17 protein-coding genes are annotated in these 18,254 nt (G+C 52.4%); 11 read left to right on the plus strand and 6 right to left on the minus strand.

Translation table 11 applies throughout. From position 1 onward, the window contains the following. Positions 1–108: 108 nt before the first annotated feature. From putP to REH51_RS15835, 5 genes are all read right to left on the minus strand, one after another. Positions 109–1,602, minus strand: a complete 1,494-nt coding sequence (putP, locus tag REH51_RS15815) for a sodium/proline symporter PutP (protein WP_009724962.1) — start codon at positions 1,600–1,602, stop codon at positions 109–111. Between the two features lie 161 nt (positions 1,603–1,763). After that, complete coding sequence (gene putA, locus REH51_RS15820; protein ID WP_498936283.1) at positions 1,764–4,955, minus strand: bifunctional proline dehydrogenase/L-glutamate gamma-semialdehyde dehydrogenase PutA; 3,192 nt, start codon at positions 4,953–4,955, stop codon at positions 1,764–1,766. A 248-nt stretch (positions 4,956–5,203) separates the two neighbouring features. Next, positions 5,204–6,085, minus strand: coding sequence for an AraC family transcriptional regulator (locus REH51_RS15825; RefSeq protein ID WP_009724964.1), 882 nt, complete (start codon positions 6,083–6,085; stop codon positions 5,204–5,206). A gap of 26 nt (positions 6,086–6,111) precedes the next feature. Beyond that, positions 6,112–6,471 (minus strand): hypothetical protein, encoded by a 360-nt coding sequence (locus tag REH51_RS15830; protein ID WP_009724965.1) that lies wholly within the window; start codon positions 6,469–6,471, stop codon positions 6,112–6,114. 283 nt (positions 6,472–6,754) lie between these two features. Continuing rightward, the gene (locus tag REH51_RS15835; protein WP_009724966.1) at positions 6,755–7,162 is read right to left on the minus strand and encodes a CBS domain-containing protein; all 408 of its coding nucleotides are present in this window, start codon (positions 7,160–7,162) and stop codon (positions 6,755–6,757) included. A 192-nt stretch (positions 7,163–7,354) separates the two neighbouring features. Here REH51_RS15835 and REH51_RS15840 point away from each other — a divergent pair, with 192 nt between their 5' ends. The 8 genes from REH51_RS15840 (at position 7,355) to REH51_RS15875 (ending at position 13,693) form a co-directional block, all read left to right on the plus strand. Continuing rightward, entirely contained in the window at positions 7,355–7,900 is a 546-nt protein-coding gene (locus REH51_RS15840) for a YqaE/Pmp3 family membrane protein (RefSeq protein ID WP_009724967.1), read from the plus strand. 85 nt (positions 7,901–7,985) lie between these two features. Next, on the plus strand, positions 7,986–8,855 hold the full coding sequence (locus REH51_RS15845) for a carboxylate/amino acid/amine transporter (protein ID WP_498936285.1): 870 nt from the start codon (positions 7,986–7,988) through the stop codon (positions 8,853–8,855). Positions 8,856–9,055: 200 nt separating this feature from the next. Next, the gene (locus REH51_RS15850) at positions 9,056–9,934 is read left to right on the plus strand and encodes an NAD(+) kinase (protein WP_143759807.1); all 879 of its coding nucleotides are present in this window, start codon (positions 9,056–9,058) and stop codon (positions 9,932–9,934) included. 1 nt (position 9,935) lies between these two features. Then, the gene (locus REH51_RS15855; RefSeq protein ID WP_498936286.1) at positions 9,936–10,922 is read left to right on the plus strand and encodes a metallophosphoesterase; all 987 of its coding nucleotides are present in this window, start codon (positions 9,936–9,938) and stop codon (positions 10,920–10,922) included. 207 nt (positions 10,923–11,129) lie between these two features. Further along, complete coding sequence (locus REH51_RS15860; protein WP_498936288.1) at positions 11,130–11,981, plus strand: rhomboid family intramembrane serine protease; 852 nt, start codon at positions 11,130–11,132, stop codon at positions 11,979–11,981. Positions 11,982–11,992: 11 nt separating this feature from the next. Continuing rightward, positions 11,993–12,277: a YeaC family protein gene (locus REH51_RS15865; protein ID WP_009724972.1), complete on the plus strand. Its 285-nt coding sequence runs from the start codon at positions 11,993–11,995 to the stop codon at positions 12,275–12,277. Next, the gene (locus tag REH51_RS15870; protein ID WP_498936290.1) at positions 12,261–13,127 is read left to right on the plus strand and encodes a DUF2797 domain-containing protein; all 867 of its coding nucleotides are present in this window, start codon (positions 12,261–12,263) and stop codon (positions 13,125–13,127) included. Before REH51_RS15865 ends, REH51_RS15870 begins: the two co-directional genes overlap by 17 nt. Before the next feature lie 140 nt (positions 13,128–13,267). Then, a complete protein-coding gene (locus REH51_RS15875; protein WP_009724974.1) occupies positions 13,268–13,693 on the plus strand; it encodes a HemJ family protein in 426 nt (141 codons plus the stop codon). Between the two features lie 40 nt (positions 13,694–13,733). Here the strand turns inward: REH51_RS15875 and REH51_RS15880 are convergent, their stop codons facing one another. After that, on the minus strand, positions 13,734–14,201 hold the full coding sequence (locus REH51_RS15880; protein WP_009724975.1) for a DUF2231 domain-containing protein: 468 nt from the start codon (positions 14,199–14,201) through the stop codon (positions 13,734–13,736). A gap of 85 nt (positions 14,202–14,286) precedes the next feature. On the opposite strand from REH51_RS15880, the gene coxB reads away from it, so the two are divergent. The 3 genes from coxB to REH51_RS15895 are packed head-to-tail and all read left to right on the plus strand — an operon-like array spanning position 14,287 to position 18,232. Continuing rightward, on the plus strand, positions 14,287–15,354 hold the full coding sequence (gene coxB, locus REH51_RS15885; RefSeq protein WP_009724976.1) for a cytochrome c oxidase subunit II: 1,068 nt from the start codon (positions 14,287–14,289) through the stop codon (positions 15,352–15,354). Then, a complete protein-coding gene (gene ctaD, locus REH51_RS15890; RefSeq protein WP_498936292.1) occupies positions 15,351–17,876 on the plus strand; it encodes a cytochrome c oxidase subunit I in 2,526 nt (841 codons plus the stop codon). The genes coxB and ctaD overlap by 4 nt, the downstream gene beginning before the upstream one ends. Continuing rightward, the gene (locus REH51_RS15895; protein WP_498936294.1) at positions 17,876–18,232 is read left to right on the plus strand and encodes a hypothetical protein; all 357 of its coding nucleotides are present in this window, start codon (positions 17,876–17,878) and stop codon (positions 18,230–18,232) included. Before ctaD ends, REH51_RS15895 begins: the two co-directional genes overlap by 1 nt. The last annotated feature ends 22 nt before the right edge of the window (positions 18,233–18,254 follow it).

Here is an 18,254-nt window from a genome sequence, read left to right on the forward strand (position 1 = left end):
TCGTCTTTCCATGGCCTTGAAAGGCCACTTCCTGGGGTGGCCTTTCGTCATGGGCGATGAATATCGGATGACATAGTGGGTTATATAGTTGATGACAGTGCGTACTGCTTATGAACGATCAATATGCTGATATTCACCAGAATCGGTAGTCATGCTACTCACCACCAGGATGGCAATGAAGGAAGCAATGAAGCCAGGAATGATCTCGTACACGCCAGGGCCTCCCATAAACTCACCGTTCCAACCCAGTGAGATCCAGATCATGACGGTGGCAGCACCCACCACCATGCCTGCGATGGCACCATTGCCATTCGTACGCGACCACATCAGTGACAGAATAATTAGCGGGCCAAACGCCGCGCCGAAGCCAGCCCAGGCGTTACTTACCAGCCCTAGAACCTGAGAGTTTTCGTCAGACGCAATGAGCGCTGCTGCTAAGCCAACCAGTACGACACAGACTCGGCCGACGCGTACACACTCTTTGTCCGTTGCCTCTTTACGCAGGAACAAGCGATAGAAGTCCTCAGTCAGAGATGACGACGACACCAGAAGTTGGCTGGAAATAGTACTCATGATCGCAGCTAAGAGAGCCGCATAGAGAAAACCAGTGATCAGCGGGTGGAACAGCAGCTCCGCCAGGATAATAAAGATCGTTTCCGGATCTTGAACATCCAACCCATTACGGATTGCATAGGCTCGGCCGAATATGCCTAGCGAGACCGCGCCAATCAGAGAGATAAGCATCCAGCCCATGCCAATGTTACGGGCAGTAGGGACTTCCTTCAGCGTCCGGATGGCCATGAAGCGCACAATGATATGCGGCTGTCCGAAATAGCCCAGGCCCCAGGTAACGGCAGAGAGCCAGCCGATAAAGGTCAGCCCTGACGTCCAGGATAGCAATGTGGGATCGACTTCATTCAGGGTCTGTGACGCCTGGGAGAACCCGCCGCCGCCTTCACCAAAGAGCACAACTACCGGCATGATCACCAGTGCCAACATCATGATGCAGCCTTGCACGAAGTCCGTCATGCTCACGGCTAGGAAACCGCCAACAACGGTGTAAATAAGCACTACGCCTAGGGTAATGATGACCCCCATGGCGTAGTTGCTCATGTCACCAATATTGAAAATGCCGGAGAATGCGCTTTCAAACAGCTTGCCCCCTGCCACTAGGCCTGACGCTGTGTAAACCGCAAAGAAGATAACGATAACGATGGCGGACACCGTGCGCAGGGAAAGCGCACGTGTTGGGAACCGGTTTGCCAGGAAGGCCGGGATGGTAATCGCATTGCCGTAGTGAACTGTCTGTTCACGAAGGCGAGGGGCAACTAGGGTCCAGTTGAAGAACGCACCCACTAGTAGGCCAATACCGATCCAGGCTGACCCCAAGCCGGATACAAACATTGCGCCGGGCAACCCCAGTAGCAACCAGCCGCTCATGTCCGAAGCACCAGCCGACAGGGCCGCCACCTGTGGGCTGAGGCCTCGTCCACCCAGCATGTAATCTTCGGATGAAGACGTCGCTTTGCGCATGGCATAAACGCCGATGGCGATCATGAGCGCAAAATATGCAATAAGACTGACCCAAACACCGATAGCCATAAGAACTCCTTCATTACATTAGGCCGGACGTAGCGCCGACAGGTTTGTGCGCTTACCAAAAGAATCTAGTAATGACGCAGCCTTGTTGTTGTTAAGCGTTGCTGTTAACCCCTTTTCCTCTTCATGTAACTGGCCCCAATGAGAGCCTACCCAGAATCTCGTTACTCATCGCCGAGCGCCAGAAGCGACGCGTTGCCACCTAAAGCGGCGGTGTTATTGGTAATCGTTTTTTCAGTCACAAAGCGCTGTAGGTAGTTCGGGCCACCCGCTTTGGGGCCAGTGCCAGAGAGGCCTTGCCCACCGAAGGGTTGAACGCCAACCACTGCGCCGATGATGTTACGATTGATATACACGTTGCCCACTCGCATTTTCTGCGCTATTTCAGCGGCAAATGACTCATTGCGGCTGTGCACCCCAAAGGTTAGGCCATATCCGCGACCATTAATGTCATTGATCACGCGGTCAAGGTCGCGAGCCTTGTAACGAACAATGTGCAATATAGGGCCAAACTGCTCTCGGGTAAGCGAGTCAATGCTGTCGATGATAAAGGCGGCGGGTGCAACGAAGGTGCCGTTTTGAGTATGCTCAACTGCCATCGGTGTTTCCGCGACTAAACGGTTTTCGCCCTTCAGCTTTTCAATATGCGCCACTAGGCCTTTACGTGCGTCTTCATCAATAACCGGACCCACGTCGGTGCCTAAATCTCGTGGGTCACCAATACGCAACTCGTTCATGGCGCCTTTGAGAATTTCAATGACGCGGTCGGCAACATCGTCTTGTAGATAAAGCACCCGTAGCGCGGAACAGCGCTGACCGGCACTTTGGAACGCAGACTGAATCACATCCACGACTACCTGTTCAGGCAGAGCAGTCGAGTCGACAATCATGGCGTTCATGCCGCCTGTTTCAGCAATTAGTGTCGGCAGTGGTGCGTTTTCCCGGGCCGCGAGTGCACGGTTGATTATCTGCGCCGTGTCAGTGCCGCCGGTAAATACAACACCCGTAACGCGTGGGTCAGAGGTTAAGACGCTACCCACTGTTGGGCCGTCGCCAGGTAGCAACTGAACCACATCACGTGGCATGCCCGCTTCATAGAGCAGCTCAATAACGCGGTGGGCAACAATCGAGGTTTGCTCAGCGGGTTTGGCTAGTACGGTGTTGCCGGCAACGGCGGCGGCAACAATTTGGCCGCAGAAAATAGCCACCGGGAAGTTCCAAGGGCTAATAGCTGCAAATACGCCCTTACCACTCATCATCAAGCGGTTAGACTCACCGGTAGGGCCTGGCAGCTCAATTGGCTGACCAAACGCTTCTTCGGCACGCATAGCGTAATAGCGACAGAAGTCGACGGCTTCTTTGATTTCATCGACACCGTCGGTGAGCAATTTGCCACCTTCACGCGAACAGAGCGTCATCAGCTCTGGCATGTGTTCTTCCATCAGGTCGGCCAGGCGGCGCAGGATATCAGCGCGCTCGGTTACCGGGGTCGTTTCCCAGCGTGGGAACGCTTGCCAAGCTGCATCGAGTGCTTTGGTGGCTTGCTCCTTGCTGGTCCACTGAACGCTGCCTACAGTTTTGCGACGGTCGAAAGGCGAGGTGACTGTGTGGGTGTTCGCGGTATCATCCGCAACATCAAAGGCCAACAGCGGCTTCGCTGGGTACTGCTTATCCATAAACATGCCCATCTTTTCCATTAACGGATCGAAGTGGCTACGGATATTAAGATTAACCCCACGCGAGTTGCGGCGTTTTGGCCCATAGATATCTTTCGGCAGCGGAATGCGCTTATTGGCGAACGTTTTCTGCTGATGCAGCGTTTCAATAGGGTGTTGGCACAATGATTCTACGGGGACTTCCGGATCAACAATTTGATGGACGAAAGAGGAGTTAGCACCATTTTCAAGTAGGCGACGTACCAAGTAGGGCAGCAGGTCTTTATGAGCACCAACGGGGGCGTAAATTCGACAGTAAGTCCCGTTTGGTGCGCGTGTCAGCGCTGCGTCATAAAGGGCTTCGCCCATGCCATGTAAACGCTGGAATTCAAACGGACGGCTATCGTGGTTGGCTAGCTCAAGTATGGTCGTGACAGTGTGGGCATTGTGTGTCGCGAACTGAGGGAAAATACGTCCACGAGTATCGTTGGATAGCAGGAACTGCGCGCACGCCAAGTAAGCCACGTCCGTACACGCTTTACGGGTAAATACGGGATAGCCATCAACACCAAGTTGTTGGGACTCCTTGATTTCGCTATCCCAGTAAGCGCCCTTCACTAAACGCAGCGGAATTTCGTCGCCTTGCTGTTCGGCCAGACGGTTAATGTAGTGCAGTACCGGTAAGGCGCGTTTCGAATATGCCTGAACGACGAGGCCAAAGTGTCCCCATCCTTTCACTGCGTCGCTTTCATATATTGCGCGGAAAACATCGAGAGACAGCTCTAATCGATCAACTTCTTCAGCATCGATAGTTACCGCCACGTCAAGCTCACGGGCTTTAGTGACTAACTTAATAACCGTGTCGACTAGCTCGGCAAGCACCTGCTCGCGGCGACCAAACTCATAGCGTGGATGCAGTGCAGACAGCTTGATGGAGACCGAAGGCGCAGGGGGTTTATCGCCCAGGGATTGACAGGCTTTGCCGACCTGCTCAATTGCGCGTGCGTAGTCATCATAGTAGCGCTTGGCGTCAGCACGGGTGCGTGCTGCCTCGCCCAGCATATCGTAGGAGTAGGTGTAGCCTTTGTTGAAGAGCGGTTTAGAGCGCTTTAGTGCTTCATTAATATCGCGTCCCAAAACGAACTGTTTGCCCATGATTTTCATCGCTTCCATCATGGCGCGACGAATTACGGGTTCACCCACTTTATTAACCATGCGGTTAATAAAGTGGGCAGGTTGACCCTCTTTGGGGTGATCGAGCTTCAATACATGCCCGGTCATCAGTAGGCCCCAAGTAGAAGCGTTTACCATCCATGATTCGCTTTTACCTAAGTGGGACTGCCAATCTGCGGGGCCAAGCCTATCTTCAATCAACGCATCGGCGGTCGCTTTATCGGGGATGCGCAGCATGGCTTCTGCCAAGCACATCAGCATTAAGCCTTCATGGGTGTCCAGGCTGTATTGCTGCAGCAGTTCGTCAATCGTATCGACAGCCGTATCCATTTTGCGCACATCACGCACTAGCGCTGCGGTATTCGATTCAATCCGTGCGAAATCGTCACTGTCAGCATTGAGAACCTTGATTAGCTCACCGACGAAGGCGTCCTCATCTACAAGATAGTGATCACTAATACGCTGCATAAGCGTATCAAGATCGGTTTGCCAGATGGCAGGGTCACGCATTTTCTTGGCATTGAGCATTGAGAGCCCCATAAGTCTGAACAGAAAGCGAAAAGCTGAATCAAATAACCGAAATAAAGAGACAGTAGGGCATCGTGCCCAAGATAACGGACGAATGTAGAGCGAGCTGCCATTAGGTGTATGTCGTTTTCATGGCAAAACGTGTCAATTTCTCGGTAAGAAACGCTTTTTAAGACTTTAGTTTAGTTTCAAAATGGCTGCCAACACGCAAAATTGCGCGGTATGTGACCAAGCTAACTTCTTCATAACTAGCGAGATGAGAGTGCACCAGCCCTAATACTTGCTCCTGATGGGGACGCGGTGGGTGCTAATGGCGTTGAATAAGACGTTGAAGGCGTCGCTGAATCGAGCGGTGGATTCGCTACCCCCACTCCTTGGCGTAACTGGCGGGGGGATAAGCCATAACTACGCCGAAAAGCATGAGAAAGAGCGCTCTGGTTAGCAAAACCTGTTTGAATGGCAATATCGGTGAGAGGTAAACGGCTTTGTAATACAAGCTGCCGAGCCGCATGCAGGCGTTGGCGTCGCACATACTGCCAAGGTGATAGGCCCGTTTGAACGCGAAAGCGCTCTGAAAAGTGCGCTTCACTAAGACACGCTAGCTTCGCCAAATCAGCCACTCTTAACTCATCGGCCAAGTGGAGGCGAATAAACCGATCAATTTGGTCTAGATTGAGACGCCGCTGTGATGTGCTCTCTGATGCCCCCAGGCGAGCTTTTAACGAACCTAACAGTGTGGCGGCAAGCCGATCTTGTTGAAAGGACATTGCCGACGTGTCAAATCCTTGGACAAGTTCGCTTTCAACGAAAGCAAGGTAATGCCGCAATGGATTGTCGAGTGCAAAAAAACGCGGCGCATCAAATAACGCTACCAACTCGCGGTGTTCACCCGTTAAGGCTGGAGCATCTTCAGGCAGATCTAGAATCAGTTGGCGATTGTAGCCGTTACCTGAATAGAAGTGTTCGTGATTCGCGGGAACAATGCAGCCTGAAAATGCGTTTACGCGACCACCGAGGCCTTCAATTTCAAATTCTGAAGAACCACACAGCGTAATGACTATTTGGTGAAAGTCGTGCGAGTGATGTTTTGTGGCGCTTTCTAAAGGGATTTGACGAATAGTACTCGGCATGGGGTCTCCTCGGCACTGCTGGCCTGTTACCGCTGGCGCAGCGCTGTATGTGCCGCTAAATGATCACGTAATGCTTTCAGTTCCGCGTAACCCTCCTGGTTAAGTAACGGCTTGCTTCGAGCAATTTGCCAATGGCGCCCGTAGGTGTCCATTAAATGCGATGCGCGACGGCGCACACTATCTAGATACTCATCGTGGCGAATGGGGTAACCAATGATGGCATTCCATTCCGTTTCACTGATGTTGCTTTCCAGCGCCTTGTCGAACAAATCGATTAGGTCGTTAGGCTCAGTACGGTAGCGTGGCGTACCCACGGTCATCAATATCAGTACTACGGCACCTATTACCAGCAAACAGACGCCAAACACCAATAGGTACAGCGCCATACTAAACTCCCTGCAAAATCAGCATCAGACTTCGTTTAACAATGATTGACAGTATACGCTTGCTGCTCCCCAAGACGAAAATTTTGCTGTTTTGCGAACTTTTCCTGTTCAGGGTGTCAGAGTGTGTACAGGCAACATCGCGATAGCAGTCGTTAATAGTGTTGTTCTGGCTATTGTTTTCGATCCCTTGCTTCCGCTGCTTATCAAGCAGCGGTTTTTTTTGCTTTTAAATCGGTCGCATCTCTGAAGATGAACGATTGCATGTGTGGTTGATGGCCGATGGCTAGTGGCGGCGAATGGTCAGCAGTGCCATTAAGATATCGCGGCGCGTGACAATCCCGACTAAGCGTTGTTGTTCGACGACGGGATAAATCTTAGGTTTCGCTCCGAGCATTTCCTGTGCTAAATCGGTGATGCTTTTATTGGGCGTTGTTGTGAGCACGTCTTGGCGCATTAACTCGCGTACCAGCGGCGCTTCATCATCGTGATAGATGCTGTCCAATACGCGGCCCATCACATCCTGCTCAGATATAAAACCAATCAACCGATCAGACGCATCTACTACTGGGGCGCCTGGTAAACGGTGCAATGCCAAACCTTGAGCCAAATTAGTGATAGAGGTTTGGCCAGTGACACGGTAGCAGTCCCGTGACATGACATCGCGTACGGTATCGGGGGTTTTTTTATTCATGTTGACACTCCTTGACGTAATACGCGCAGCTTCACTCTGCAGGAGAATAGAGCAATAACCGCTTGCTGCATGAAAGCCATGAATCACAAGATCTATAATTCATTAATGTAGAAGATTTAACTCGCCCTGCGTTGTCCTTATTATTGATACATTCAACGCTTTGCTTCATTTCAGACGCTGTAAGGAGTCATTATGGACGCACGTGAATACCTCAATCGCAAAGGCGTTGGCTTAGAACGAGACCCTGAACGGCCTAATACATTAGAAGAGAAAGCGTGGGAACGAGCTCGCGGGGCAGGCAGTCAACGTCCAAAATCCGGTACGCCACATGATTGGGAAGATTGGGAGCGTCATCACGATGATTTGGCAGACGGCGCGGAAACGTTAGAGCAGAAAATTGACAAAGAAGCTCATCAAAACGCGCTTGCTAAAGAGAAGCAGCAAGCAGAACAAGCGCAGTCAGCGGTAGAGCATTTTACGCCTCCAGTGCAAACAAATGAGGCCACCAACACGCTGAAACAACAAGCCTCTTCACCCATGGTTTCAGGGGAAGTGTCGGTGCCGTCTCAACCTACTTCGCTACTGTTTGCCTATCGTGCGTTAGCCATTTTGCTACCACCTTTGGCCGTTGGGTTAACAGCAGGTGGGCCAAAACGTATTGCCATTAGTGTTGTTTTGACGTTACTGGGTTGGATTCCTGGTGTGGTACATGCGTTTACATGGTTAAAAAAGCACTAAGCTAACGATTCCTCGTCTGTCCCATTGGCAGTTGTTGTTAAGCGCGTATAATCCCTGTCAACTTTTCTTTTTTATGGGGTTTACGATGGGTTATCTTGTTGGCGTAACGGCGTTGTGGGCGTTCTCCTTCTCGTTGATTGGCGTGTACCTGGCAGGTCAAGTAGATAGCTACTTTGCAGTGCTTGTCAGGGTAACTCTCGCCATGCTGGTTTTTCTGCCGTTTTTACGCCCCAGCTTGCTACGTGGCAAACAGCGCTTAGCGTTGATGGCATTGGGTGCAGTACAGTTAGGTGTGATGTACACCTTCTTCTATCACTCTTTTTTACTACTATCGGTACCTGAAGTTCTGTTATTCACGATTTTTACACCGGTTTATATCGCACTCCTAGATGACCTAATGTTTAAGCGCTTCACGCCTATTTACCTAGTAACCGCAATATTGGCGGTGATCGGGGCGGGCGTTATTCGTTACGACGGCATTGATAGTGGATTTTGGCTAGGGTTTTTGGTGGTGCAGGGGGCAAATCTCTGTTTCGCGTTAGGCCAGGTAGGTTATCGTCGCCTTGCCGCTGATTTACCACCCACCTTAGCGTGGCATAACGTCTTCGGCTGGGTTTTTATTGGCGCAATGCTGGTGGCACTCCCTGCCTTTTTGCTCTTTGGTAATACAACAGCGCTGCCCAGTACGCCAGTGCAGTGGAGCGTGTTGGCATGGCTTGGGCTAGTCGCTTCTGGCGTAGGTTATTTCGCTTGGAACCAGGGAGCCACTAAGGTAGATGCCGGAACACTGGCAATAATGAACAATGCGCTAGTGCCCGCTGGCTTGGTGGTTAATCTGGTGATTTGGAACCGCGATGCGGATATCGGCAAGCTGCTGCTAGGCGCGGTTATCATGGCCGCTTCTTTGTGGCTGAACCACTGGTGGTTACAGCGCCGTCGCGCTATATCTGCCTAACTAATTTAAGCCATTGTTTTTGCCCAGAGTAGCCAGCCGCTCTGCGTTACGCTGGGCAATTTGCTCGACACCCTCATACTCTCCATAATGTGGGCTGATGCTAGCGAGAGTCGTCCATGTCTAACACCCCATCGTCAGGTTTAGCACCCTTGAGCCAGGCCAAACGCACGCAGCCTTTCAAAACGACGTCCTTTAAAACGATGCCCTTTAAAACGATAGGTCTAATCGGTCGTTTAGGCAGCGACAAAGTGGTCGATTCGCTTCAGCGGCTGGTCAGCTATTTAGTTGCCCACGACTACAGAGTTCTTGTTGAAGACCGCACGGCAACGGCACTGCCGAACCATGGATTGCCTGAAGCCAGCCGCCGCATGCTCGGCGAACTGTGCGATCTGGTCATCGTCGTGGGTGGTGATGGTAGCCTGTTGGGAGCTGCCCGTACGCTTTGCCTCAGCGGTACGTTGATGTTAGGCGTCAACCGGGGGCGGTTAGGCTTTTTAACTGATATTTCTCCCGATGAACTGGAAAGTCGCGTTGGCGAAGTGCTGGCGGGGGAGTTTGAAGTTGAAGAGCGTTTCTTGCTAGATGCTGTGCTGTATCGAAACGGCAAGGCGGTGGGGAGTGGTGTCGCGCTCAATGAAGTGGTGGTTCATCCAGGCAAAGCGGTACGCATGATTGAATTTGAGCTGTTTATTGATGGGCAGTTTGTTTATAGCCAACGTAGCGATGGACTGATTATTGCCACGCCTACGGGCTCAACCGCCTATGCACTTTCTGGAGGCGGACCGATCATGCATCCCAAGCTTGATGTGGTGACATTAGTGCCCATGTTTCCTCACACGCTTTCAAGTCGTCCTATCGTAATTGACGCAGCCAGTGAGATCCGTGTTCACATTGGTGAGACTAATCAAACCTATCCCCATATCAGTTGCGACGGACAAACCCGTGCAGTGGCTAAACCTGACGATGTGCTCGTCATTCAACGTAAACCGGAACGCGTTCAGCTAGTGCATCCTATTGGGCATAACTTCTATGAAGTGTTGCGCAGTAAACTCGGCTGGAGCCATCGGCTAGGGGACTAACATGGAGGGCTACGATTTAATCGGTGATGTACATGGGTGTGGTGCAACGCTCGCAGCGTTACTAGAACGGCTTTGTTATCATCAGCGAGGTGGTGTGTACCGACACCCACGCCGAAAGGTGATCTTTTTAGGCGATTTAATCGATCGCGGCCCCCGTATTCGTTTGGCCGTTACGATCGCGCGCCGAATGGTAGAGGAGGGCGAAGCGCATATTGTCATGGGTAATCATGAATACAATGCGCTAGCCTATACGCACCCTGCACCCCCTGGCAGCAAGAAGCGCTGGCTGCGCGAACATACGCCGCGTCATAACCGCATTATTGAAGATACGCTAGCTCAGTACCGCGATTATACCAATGAGTGGGAAGACACCTTGGCGTGGTTTAAGACTATTCCGCTATGTCTGGAGCTGGACGGGATACGCGTAGTGCATGCCTGCTGGGATGAAGAGCTGATTCAACAGCTTAAGCAACGTGCCCCCAACGCCTGTATGGACAACCGCTTTTTGGTTGAGTCCACTGACCCCTCAACTCAAGCCTTTCGTATACTTGATCGTTTAACACGCGGCCCACATATACCGTTACCAGAGGGCATTGCCATACACTCAGGTGATGGTTTCACCAGACAGAGTTTTCGTGCTCACTTTTGGTCAGCTAACCCTCAGCAGTGGGGGGATGTGGTATTTCAGCCAGATAACCTTCCTGGTGATTTAGAGACCAGAACGCTTACTGACACTGAGCGTCAGCGCCTTAGTTATTACGGGCCTGAGCAGCCACCGCTGTTTATCGGCCATTACTGGTGTGAGGGTATTCCCGCCCTACCAGCACGCAACATTGCCTGCCTGGATTATAGTGCGGTGAAATTTGGCCGTTTAGTCGCCTATCGCTGGAGCGGAGAAACGCGGCTGAATGCGGATCATTTTGTGTGGATACAGGTGCCAAAAGAGGAGCGTGCGCTGCCTAAACCGTGGGAAATTGATTTTGATTAACAGCGATATTTTTTAGCTTTACATATGGTTACATATTTTTTTCAAAATAGCTGAACTAACGGTGTTGCCGGTTATCAGAGTAAGTGTTCCCTTGAATGATCCCTTGCTTTTTTATCCGGCGGCCCCCTCCGCCGGATTTTTTTCGTCTATCCGTTGGTGACGCGGCGTGTCGTCGCGCTAATACTTATTGGTTGAAAGGAACCTGCCATGCATCCAGTAATGCTTTTACCCACGGGCGCGGACACAAAAGAACTGCGAAAGGCGCTATGGCACTACCGCATTGGTCACCGTATTACCGATGAAACAGATGGCCAACTGCTGTGGGTTGCCGACCCGCGCCAGCATGATGACATGAAATCGTTGGTTAGCCGTTGGGAGCGAGGTGAGCCACTGATTACTAATGCTACACGACCTAGTCGCCAGCTCGGGGGGCGCCACTTGGTAGCAATGTTACGCCAAGTGCCTGTTACAGCACTGATGATTGGTATTAGCCTGTTTATTTTTGCGCTAACTGGGGTATTCGGTGACCTGCTGATTGTAGGGCTCACTATCGTACCTGTGGGGGTTTCAGGTGGGCAGCTAGTATATGGCAACCTCAGTGACACGATAATGTCTGGCCAGGTATGGCGCTTACTGTCGCCTGCGTTTTTACACTTTGGCTGGATGCATTTGATCTTCAACCTGATGTGGGTGTGGTACTTCGGGCGTCAAATTGAGCAGCTTCAGGGTAGTCGTACCATGCTGCTACTGCTAATGGTTGCCGGTATTGGCGCTAACCTTGCGCAATATGTCACTGGCACGGTGCTGTTTGGCGGTATGTCTGGCGTGGGTTACGCCTTGCTGGCTCATGTGTGGCTGATGTCCTATCGTGCTCCGAAAAGCGGATTTTTCGTCCCCCAGATGCTAGTCGTCTTCATGCTGGGCTGGATGGTATTCACCATGACTGATATTGCCGGTAGCGTGGGTTTTGGCAACGTAGCGAATGAAGCGCACTTGGGTGGGCTGCTCGTGGGGCTGGTCACAGGCTGGGATTATTCATCCAAACGAAGCAAACATTAAAGGTGCCTACGATGAGTGACATGACCTTCGATAAAATGATTAACCAAATGACGCCTGCCATTTACGAAAGCCTTAAACAGGCGGTTGCGTTGCGGAAATGGCCCGATGGCCGATATTTAACGCCAGAGCAGACCGAGCTATGTCTGGAAGCTGTGATGCGTTTTGAGATGGAAAATAACGTTCCTGAAGAGAACCGCGTCGGTTATCTGGAACGGCGTACCTGCGGTGCTGGCGCGACCGGTGCCGGTGTTTCCCCTGAAATGGCAGGCCTTGCTCGGGATGCCACGCGTGACTGATGAACTGTTTGCTTCAACAGCACCCTCAGTGCAAGGGTGTTTGCAAAAAATGGCCGCTGACTTACCTAGCCGCCAAGATGATCAGGTGGTGTATCACCTTCGTGCGGGCGAACACCGGATGCCACTGAATGAGCGTATCGGCTCGCCGATGCGCCTTGCCTGGAGTGGTGCGATTGCCTGTACCCACTGCGGTCGTGCAACCAAAAAAAGTTTTGCCCAAGGCTACTGTTACCCCTGCTTTAAGCGACTAGCCCAGTGTGATACCTGTATTATGAAACCCGAGACCTGCCACTATCATCAGGGCACCTGTCGGGAGCCTGAATGGGGTGAAAAACACTGCTTCCAACCGCATATCGTTTACTTAGCGAACTCATCAGGCTTGAAGGTGGGCATCACCCGTAAAACTCAAATGCCCACCCGATGGCTAGACCAAGGAGCCATTCAGGCGCTGCCTATTCTTGAAGTAAATACCCGACAACAGTCCGGGTTTGTTGAAATGCTCTTTAAAGAGCAAGTGGCCGACCGAACTAACTGGCGTGCCATGCTAAAAGGTGAGGTGGAGCCACTGGACTTATGCGCTGAGCGCGACCGTCTTTTCAACCTGTTAGCCAGTGGGTTAGGGCAGCTACGTGACGTGCACGGTGCGGATGCCATTCGTACGCTGGATGAAACGCCGTTGGACTTTCATTATCCCGTCGCGACCTTTCCGAGCAAGGTGACGTCCCATAACTTTGATAACCAGCCGCTGATTGAAGGCATTCTTCAAGGCGTAAAAGGGCAGTACCTAATCTTTGATACTGGGGTCATTAATCTACGAAAGTTCACCGGTTATGAAATCGCTGTGGGGTGAATCTCGCTATATCTCCTAACGGTTCTCTTAACTGATCACAACTGCTTATCTTAGCTATCCTGCCTAGCCAGAGTCGCTTTCGTTAACTAAGGTTACTAGGGTTGAGCCCATTTTGCCTTACGCAACGCAAGGAAGCTTCGATGCCATGGCTAAAACTGCTGCACATCGCCGCGCTGGTCATCTGGTGCGGCGCACTTCTGTATTTGCCCGCGCTGCTTTTGCATTCGCTTCAGCTGCGTAAAGACGCTGGATTCGCGCAAGGCACGCCACCCATACCGCGATTTTTTTATAACTCGATTGCAACGCCTGCTGCATTGGTTGCCATCGCGTCCGGCACACTGCTGTTCCTGTTGCACGGTCTTCTCGGTGGGTGGTTAATCCTTAAGCTGGGTGCCGTGGTGCTAATGGTGGCTGCCCACGGCTGCTTCGGCTGGCTGATTTTGCGGCTGGAAATGGGTATTTTCAAAGGCGTAAAGGCCGCCAGCCTGTGTGCCTTAATACTCGCGTTAACGGGTATGTTTGGTGTGCTTGGGTTTGTGCTCTCCAAACCGCTGGCGTGGAGCTAACGCGATGACGATTATTACCTTCATTGTCGCCACTATGCCGCTAGGACGACTCCTCAACCTCGACGCCGACAGCATGTTCGTATACCAATTGGCCGCCCAGCCAGCCGGTCAGTGCAATCAGACCGCCAGTAACCAGAGAAATGGCCAGCCCCCAGGGCAGTACCGCGCTAGGTTCATTAAATCGCAGCAGCCAGTTAAGCGATGCCAGCGACAACATGACGACTGCCACAATGGCGTGGCTCCAGCCAGTGATCAGGCGCCGGATACGCGCCACGGTGACCAAGTCGATAATGCCTGCCACCGAAGCGATCCAGCCGCCAAACGCGCCTACTCCTGCCAGCCACAAGCCGCTGCGCAGCCAGAAGGGGTCTTGGGTATACCAGTAGGCCAGGTCGCTGGCGACCAGAGCCATCAGCGCGGCCACAGGAAAGTGAATCATTACTGGATGAAGCGGGTGGCCAGCCAGCGAAGCGCGGCTTTTTATCGAACGTCGGGGCGTATGTGTCATGGTCACTTCCTGTGTGTAGACAAAGTAAATGGGTAGACAAAGCGAAACAGTCGCTCAGATAAACAGTACGATAGGGAAACTGCTAATGAGGGAACGTAACAGCGCAACGTCTATTGCGAGTATTCAACGCTTATCATGCCGATGGGTCAATCGCATGGTTTGCTTACTATGGGCTGTCATGGTGATAGGTCTTGCTGGCTGTACAGGCGATACCTCCATCTTAGACCCTGCCGGGCCTGCTGCGCGAGACGTGCGGCTAATTTGGTGGGTAATGCTCGGGTTTGCCACCATTGTACTGATCGGAGTGACAGTACTTTGGCTTTACGCCTTCAAACCAAGAAACGTAGAACGCACACCTGCCCAGGAGCGCCGTATCGCTCGTCGCTGGATTATTGGTGGCGGCATTATGTTGCCTGTGGCCAGCATTACCGCGCTGCTACTGTTTGGTGTCCCTGCTGGCCAGCGGATGCTAACGCTACCCATGAGCGAGCCGCCGGAAGTCATCGAGGTGATTGGTCATCAGTGGTGGTGGGAAGTGCGCTACCCCGGTGCGGAAGGTGGTGAAGTTGTCACTGCAAATCAACTGGTTATGCCCGCGGGCGAGCCGGTAGACTTTCACGTCAGTGGCGCCGACGTGATTCATGCGTTTTGGGTGCCTCGGCTAGGGGGGAAAATAGATATGCTGCCGGGCCGAGTAAATAAAATTCGTTTAGAAGCCGATGAGCCAGCGGTGTTTGGTGCTCAGTGTGCTGAGCTTTGCGGCGTGGGCCACGCCCATATGCGGTTGCATGTGGAAGCCGTACCTCGCAGCGAGTTTGAGGCGTGGTTAACCGCAAGGCAAGCGACATCGCTTCGCGAACTCGCCCTTAGTGATGACGCTTACGATGGCGCACGAGATGCCTTTATGACGCACTGCGCCAGTTGCCACCAGGTAGCCGGGATTAGCCAAAGGGGCGTTGGCCCAACGCTTTCCGATGTGGGCGGTCGCGCCATGCTGGGAGCGGGGGTGATTGCCATGGAAGAGGGGGCGGTTAGCCACTGGTTGCAGCATCATCAAACGCTGAAGCCCGGTAATAGAATGCCTGCCCACAATGGTATTGAAACGGACACCTTGGATGCCCTGGGTGCTTGGCTGGAGGCCTTGACCCCATGAAGAGCGTAAATCAAGAGGCCATTGAGCATGACCCGCAGCAGTTGCATGAAGACTTGCACGCGATTTGGGGCAATCCCAAAGGTTTAAGATCTTTAACTATCGTCAACCACACCACGCTTGGCCTGCGTTTTATGGTCACTGGGATGGTGTTTTTCCTTATTGGCGGCATTTTGGCAATGCTGGTGCGAACCCAGTTGGCGATGCCCGACCAAGATTTCATGTCGCCAGATATTTATAATCAGGTCACCACCATGCATGGCACGGTGATGATGTTTCTATTCGCTATTCCTATGCTGGAAGGACTGGCGATTTATCTGATTCCAAAAATGATCGGTGCCCGTGACCTGGTGTGCCCTCGGCTAACGTCACTCGGCTATTTTTGCTATTTGTTTGGCGGGATTATCCTTACTTCCAGCCTGATTATTGAAATGGCACCTTCCAGCGGCTGGTTTATGTACACCCCCCTTAGCAGTAAAGAGTTCGCTCCTGACTTGGGCTCAGATTTTTGGCTGCTGGGGATCACCTTTGTGGAAATTTCCGCGGTGTCTGCGGGTGTAGAGTTGGTGGTGTCAATTTTGCGCACCCGCACCCAGGGTATGGCGCTGCATAAAATGCCGCTGTTTGCTTGGTATATCCTGGCCATGGCGCTAATGATTGTGGTGGGATTTCCACCGCTGATTCTCGGCAGCATACTGCTTGAACTTGAGCGCGCGGTTGGTATGCCATTTTTCCAGATTGCAGGCGGTGGCGATCCTTTACTATGGCAGCATCTGTTTTGGCTGTTTGGCCATCCTGAGGTGTACATCATCTTTTTGCCTGCAGCAGGCATTGTTTCCACACTAATACCGGTTTTTGCCGGGCGGCCCATTGTAGGTTACGGCTGGGTGGTAGCCGCTATCACTATTATGGGCTTTATCAGTTTTGGGCTTTGGGTACATCACATGTTTACGGTGGGTATACCACAGTTAGCTCAGGCATTTTTCTCGGCGGCTAGCATGCTGGTGGCGGTGCCAACGGCGATTCAAGTGTTCGTTTGGTTGGCTACCTTGTGGCTGGGTAAACCTAAAATGAAACTGCCCATGCTTTGGGTAATGGGCTTTTTGATTATTTTCGTTTGCGGTGGTTTAACAGGGGTGATGCTAGCGCTAGTGCCGTTTAACTGGCAGGTGCACGATACCCACTTTGTGGTGGCTCACATGCACTATGTCCTGGTCGGTGGCATGTTCTTTCCATTGATTGCAGGGCTTTACTACTGGTTGCCGCTATTTTCCGGACGTATGCCGTCAGAAAACCTGGGGCGTTGGGGTTTCTGGCTGACCTTTTTAGGCTTTAACGGTACTTTTTTGATCATGCATTGGACGGGGCTTTTAGGCATGCCCAGGCGTGTTTATACCTATGAGGCTGGCTCCGGCTGGGAGATTTATAACCTGCTCTCATCGGTAAGTAGCTTTGTGCTATCGGCGGGTATTGCCATGGTGCTGCTGGATATTGCGCTGCACTTTCGTTTCGGGAAACCGGCTAAACACAACCCCTGGAATGCCGATACGCTGGAGTGGGCTAACACGATGCCCCCCAGTGCCTATAACTTTGTAAGCCTGCCTAATGTGGAAAGCCGCCATCCACTGTGGGATGACCCAAGTTTGCCGCGCACTATGGCGGAAGGTAAGCACGGCTTAGCGGTGCCTTCCCACGGTCGGCGTGAAATGTGGGGTACCGACCCGATTACTGGCAAAGTGCGCGAAATCATTCACCTGCCCGGTAACTCATGGTGGCCGCTGTTTGCCGCAGCAGCGTTGGCGGTAGTGTGCATTAGCTTATTAACCCGTGTATACGCGCTAGCGGGTATCTTTGTAGTGATTGCCGGCATATTTCTACTGCGCTGGTCGTGGGAAAACGGTGTGCACCCTAACGCCGCGCCGGAAGCCGGTGTGGCCCCAGGAGACCCACCGCTGCACTCACGTACGATGGATGGCCCTGGGCTTTGGGCTATGGCCGTTTTCCTAATTGCCAACGGGTCGTTCTTTCTTTCCTACCTGTTCGGTTGGTTCTATCTATGGACGGTTTCACCAGAGTGGCAAATGCCTGATACCTCACCGCTTTCTTTAATGGCGATGGTGGTTGCAGGTTTAGCCATACTGGCAGGCAGCCTAGTGATAGAAAAGCTAGTGCGTGGGCTACGCCAGCAGCACGATAGAGGCCTGGGAGCGGGGCTTTATCTATCAGGTGCCTTTGGCGCTATCCAGGTGGCACTAACCGGTTGGGCTTTTTTCAATGCGGAGCTTTCACCCACCCAAACCACCCACGATGCAGTGATGCTGGTAGGGCTTGTGTATGCGCTTTTTCACGGTGGACTGGCGGTTATCTTAACGGTGCTACAAGGCCTGCGCGTTGGCTATGGCTATGTGGGTGCGCATGCGCCGTTTGACCCTGCCGTAGTGGCGTTACTGTGGCGCTATAACGTGGTCACGTTCTGGTTGTTAGTGGGGGCGTTGGCGATACTGCCTCGGGTGATAGGAGGGTAATGGCGATGGTGCTGACACGACTTCATTTTACGCACCCCATTCACTTAATTATCGGACTAACGCTGTGGAGCCTATGGTTTGTGGCGGTTTACAGCGGCCTTTCAGTGGCCTGTGCAGTGGTGCCACCGCCGCCAGAAGCGGGTGCCCTCACTGGGCTTAATGCCGTATTAGGCGGCGTTAGCTTCATCACTGCCGTGGGGCTTGCGGCGCTTGCCTGGGGGAGTTGCCAAGTGGCGAAGCAGCATCAAGGACGCCAGCGCTTTCATGCCACTGTCTCGGCGTGGCTGGATTTGTTTTCTGCTTTCGGCGTGGTGTTTGCAGGTATGCCGATTATCAGTGTGCCGCCTTGCCTATAAGTCATAGCGCCCACGTTAACTC

It is taken from the genome of Halomonas bluephagenesis, from assembly GCF_054790765.1.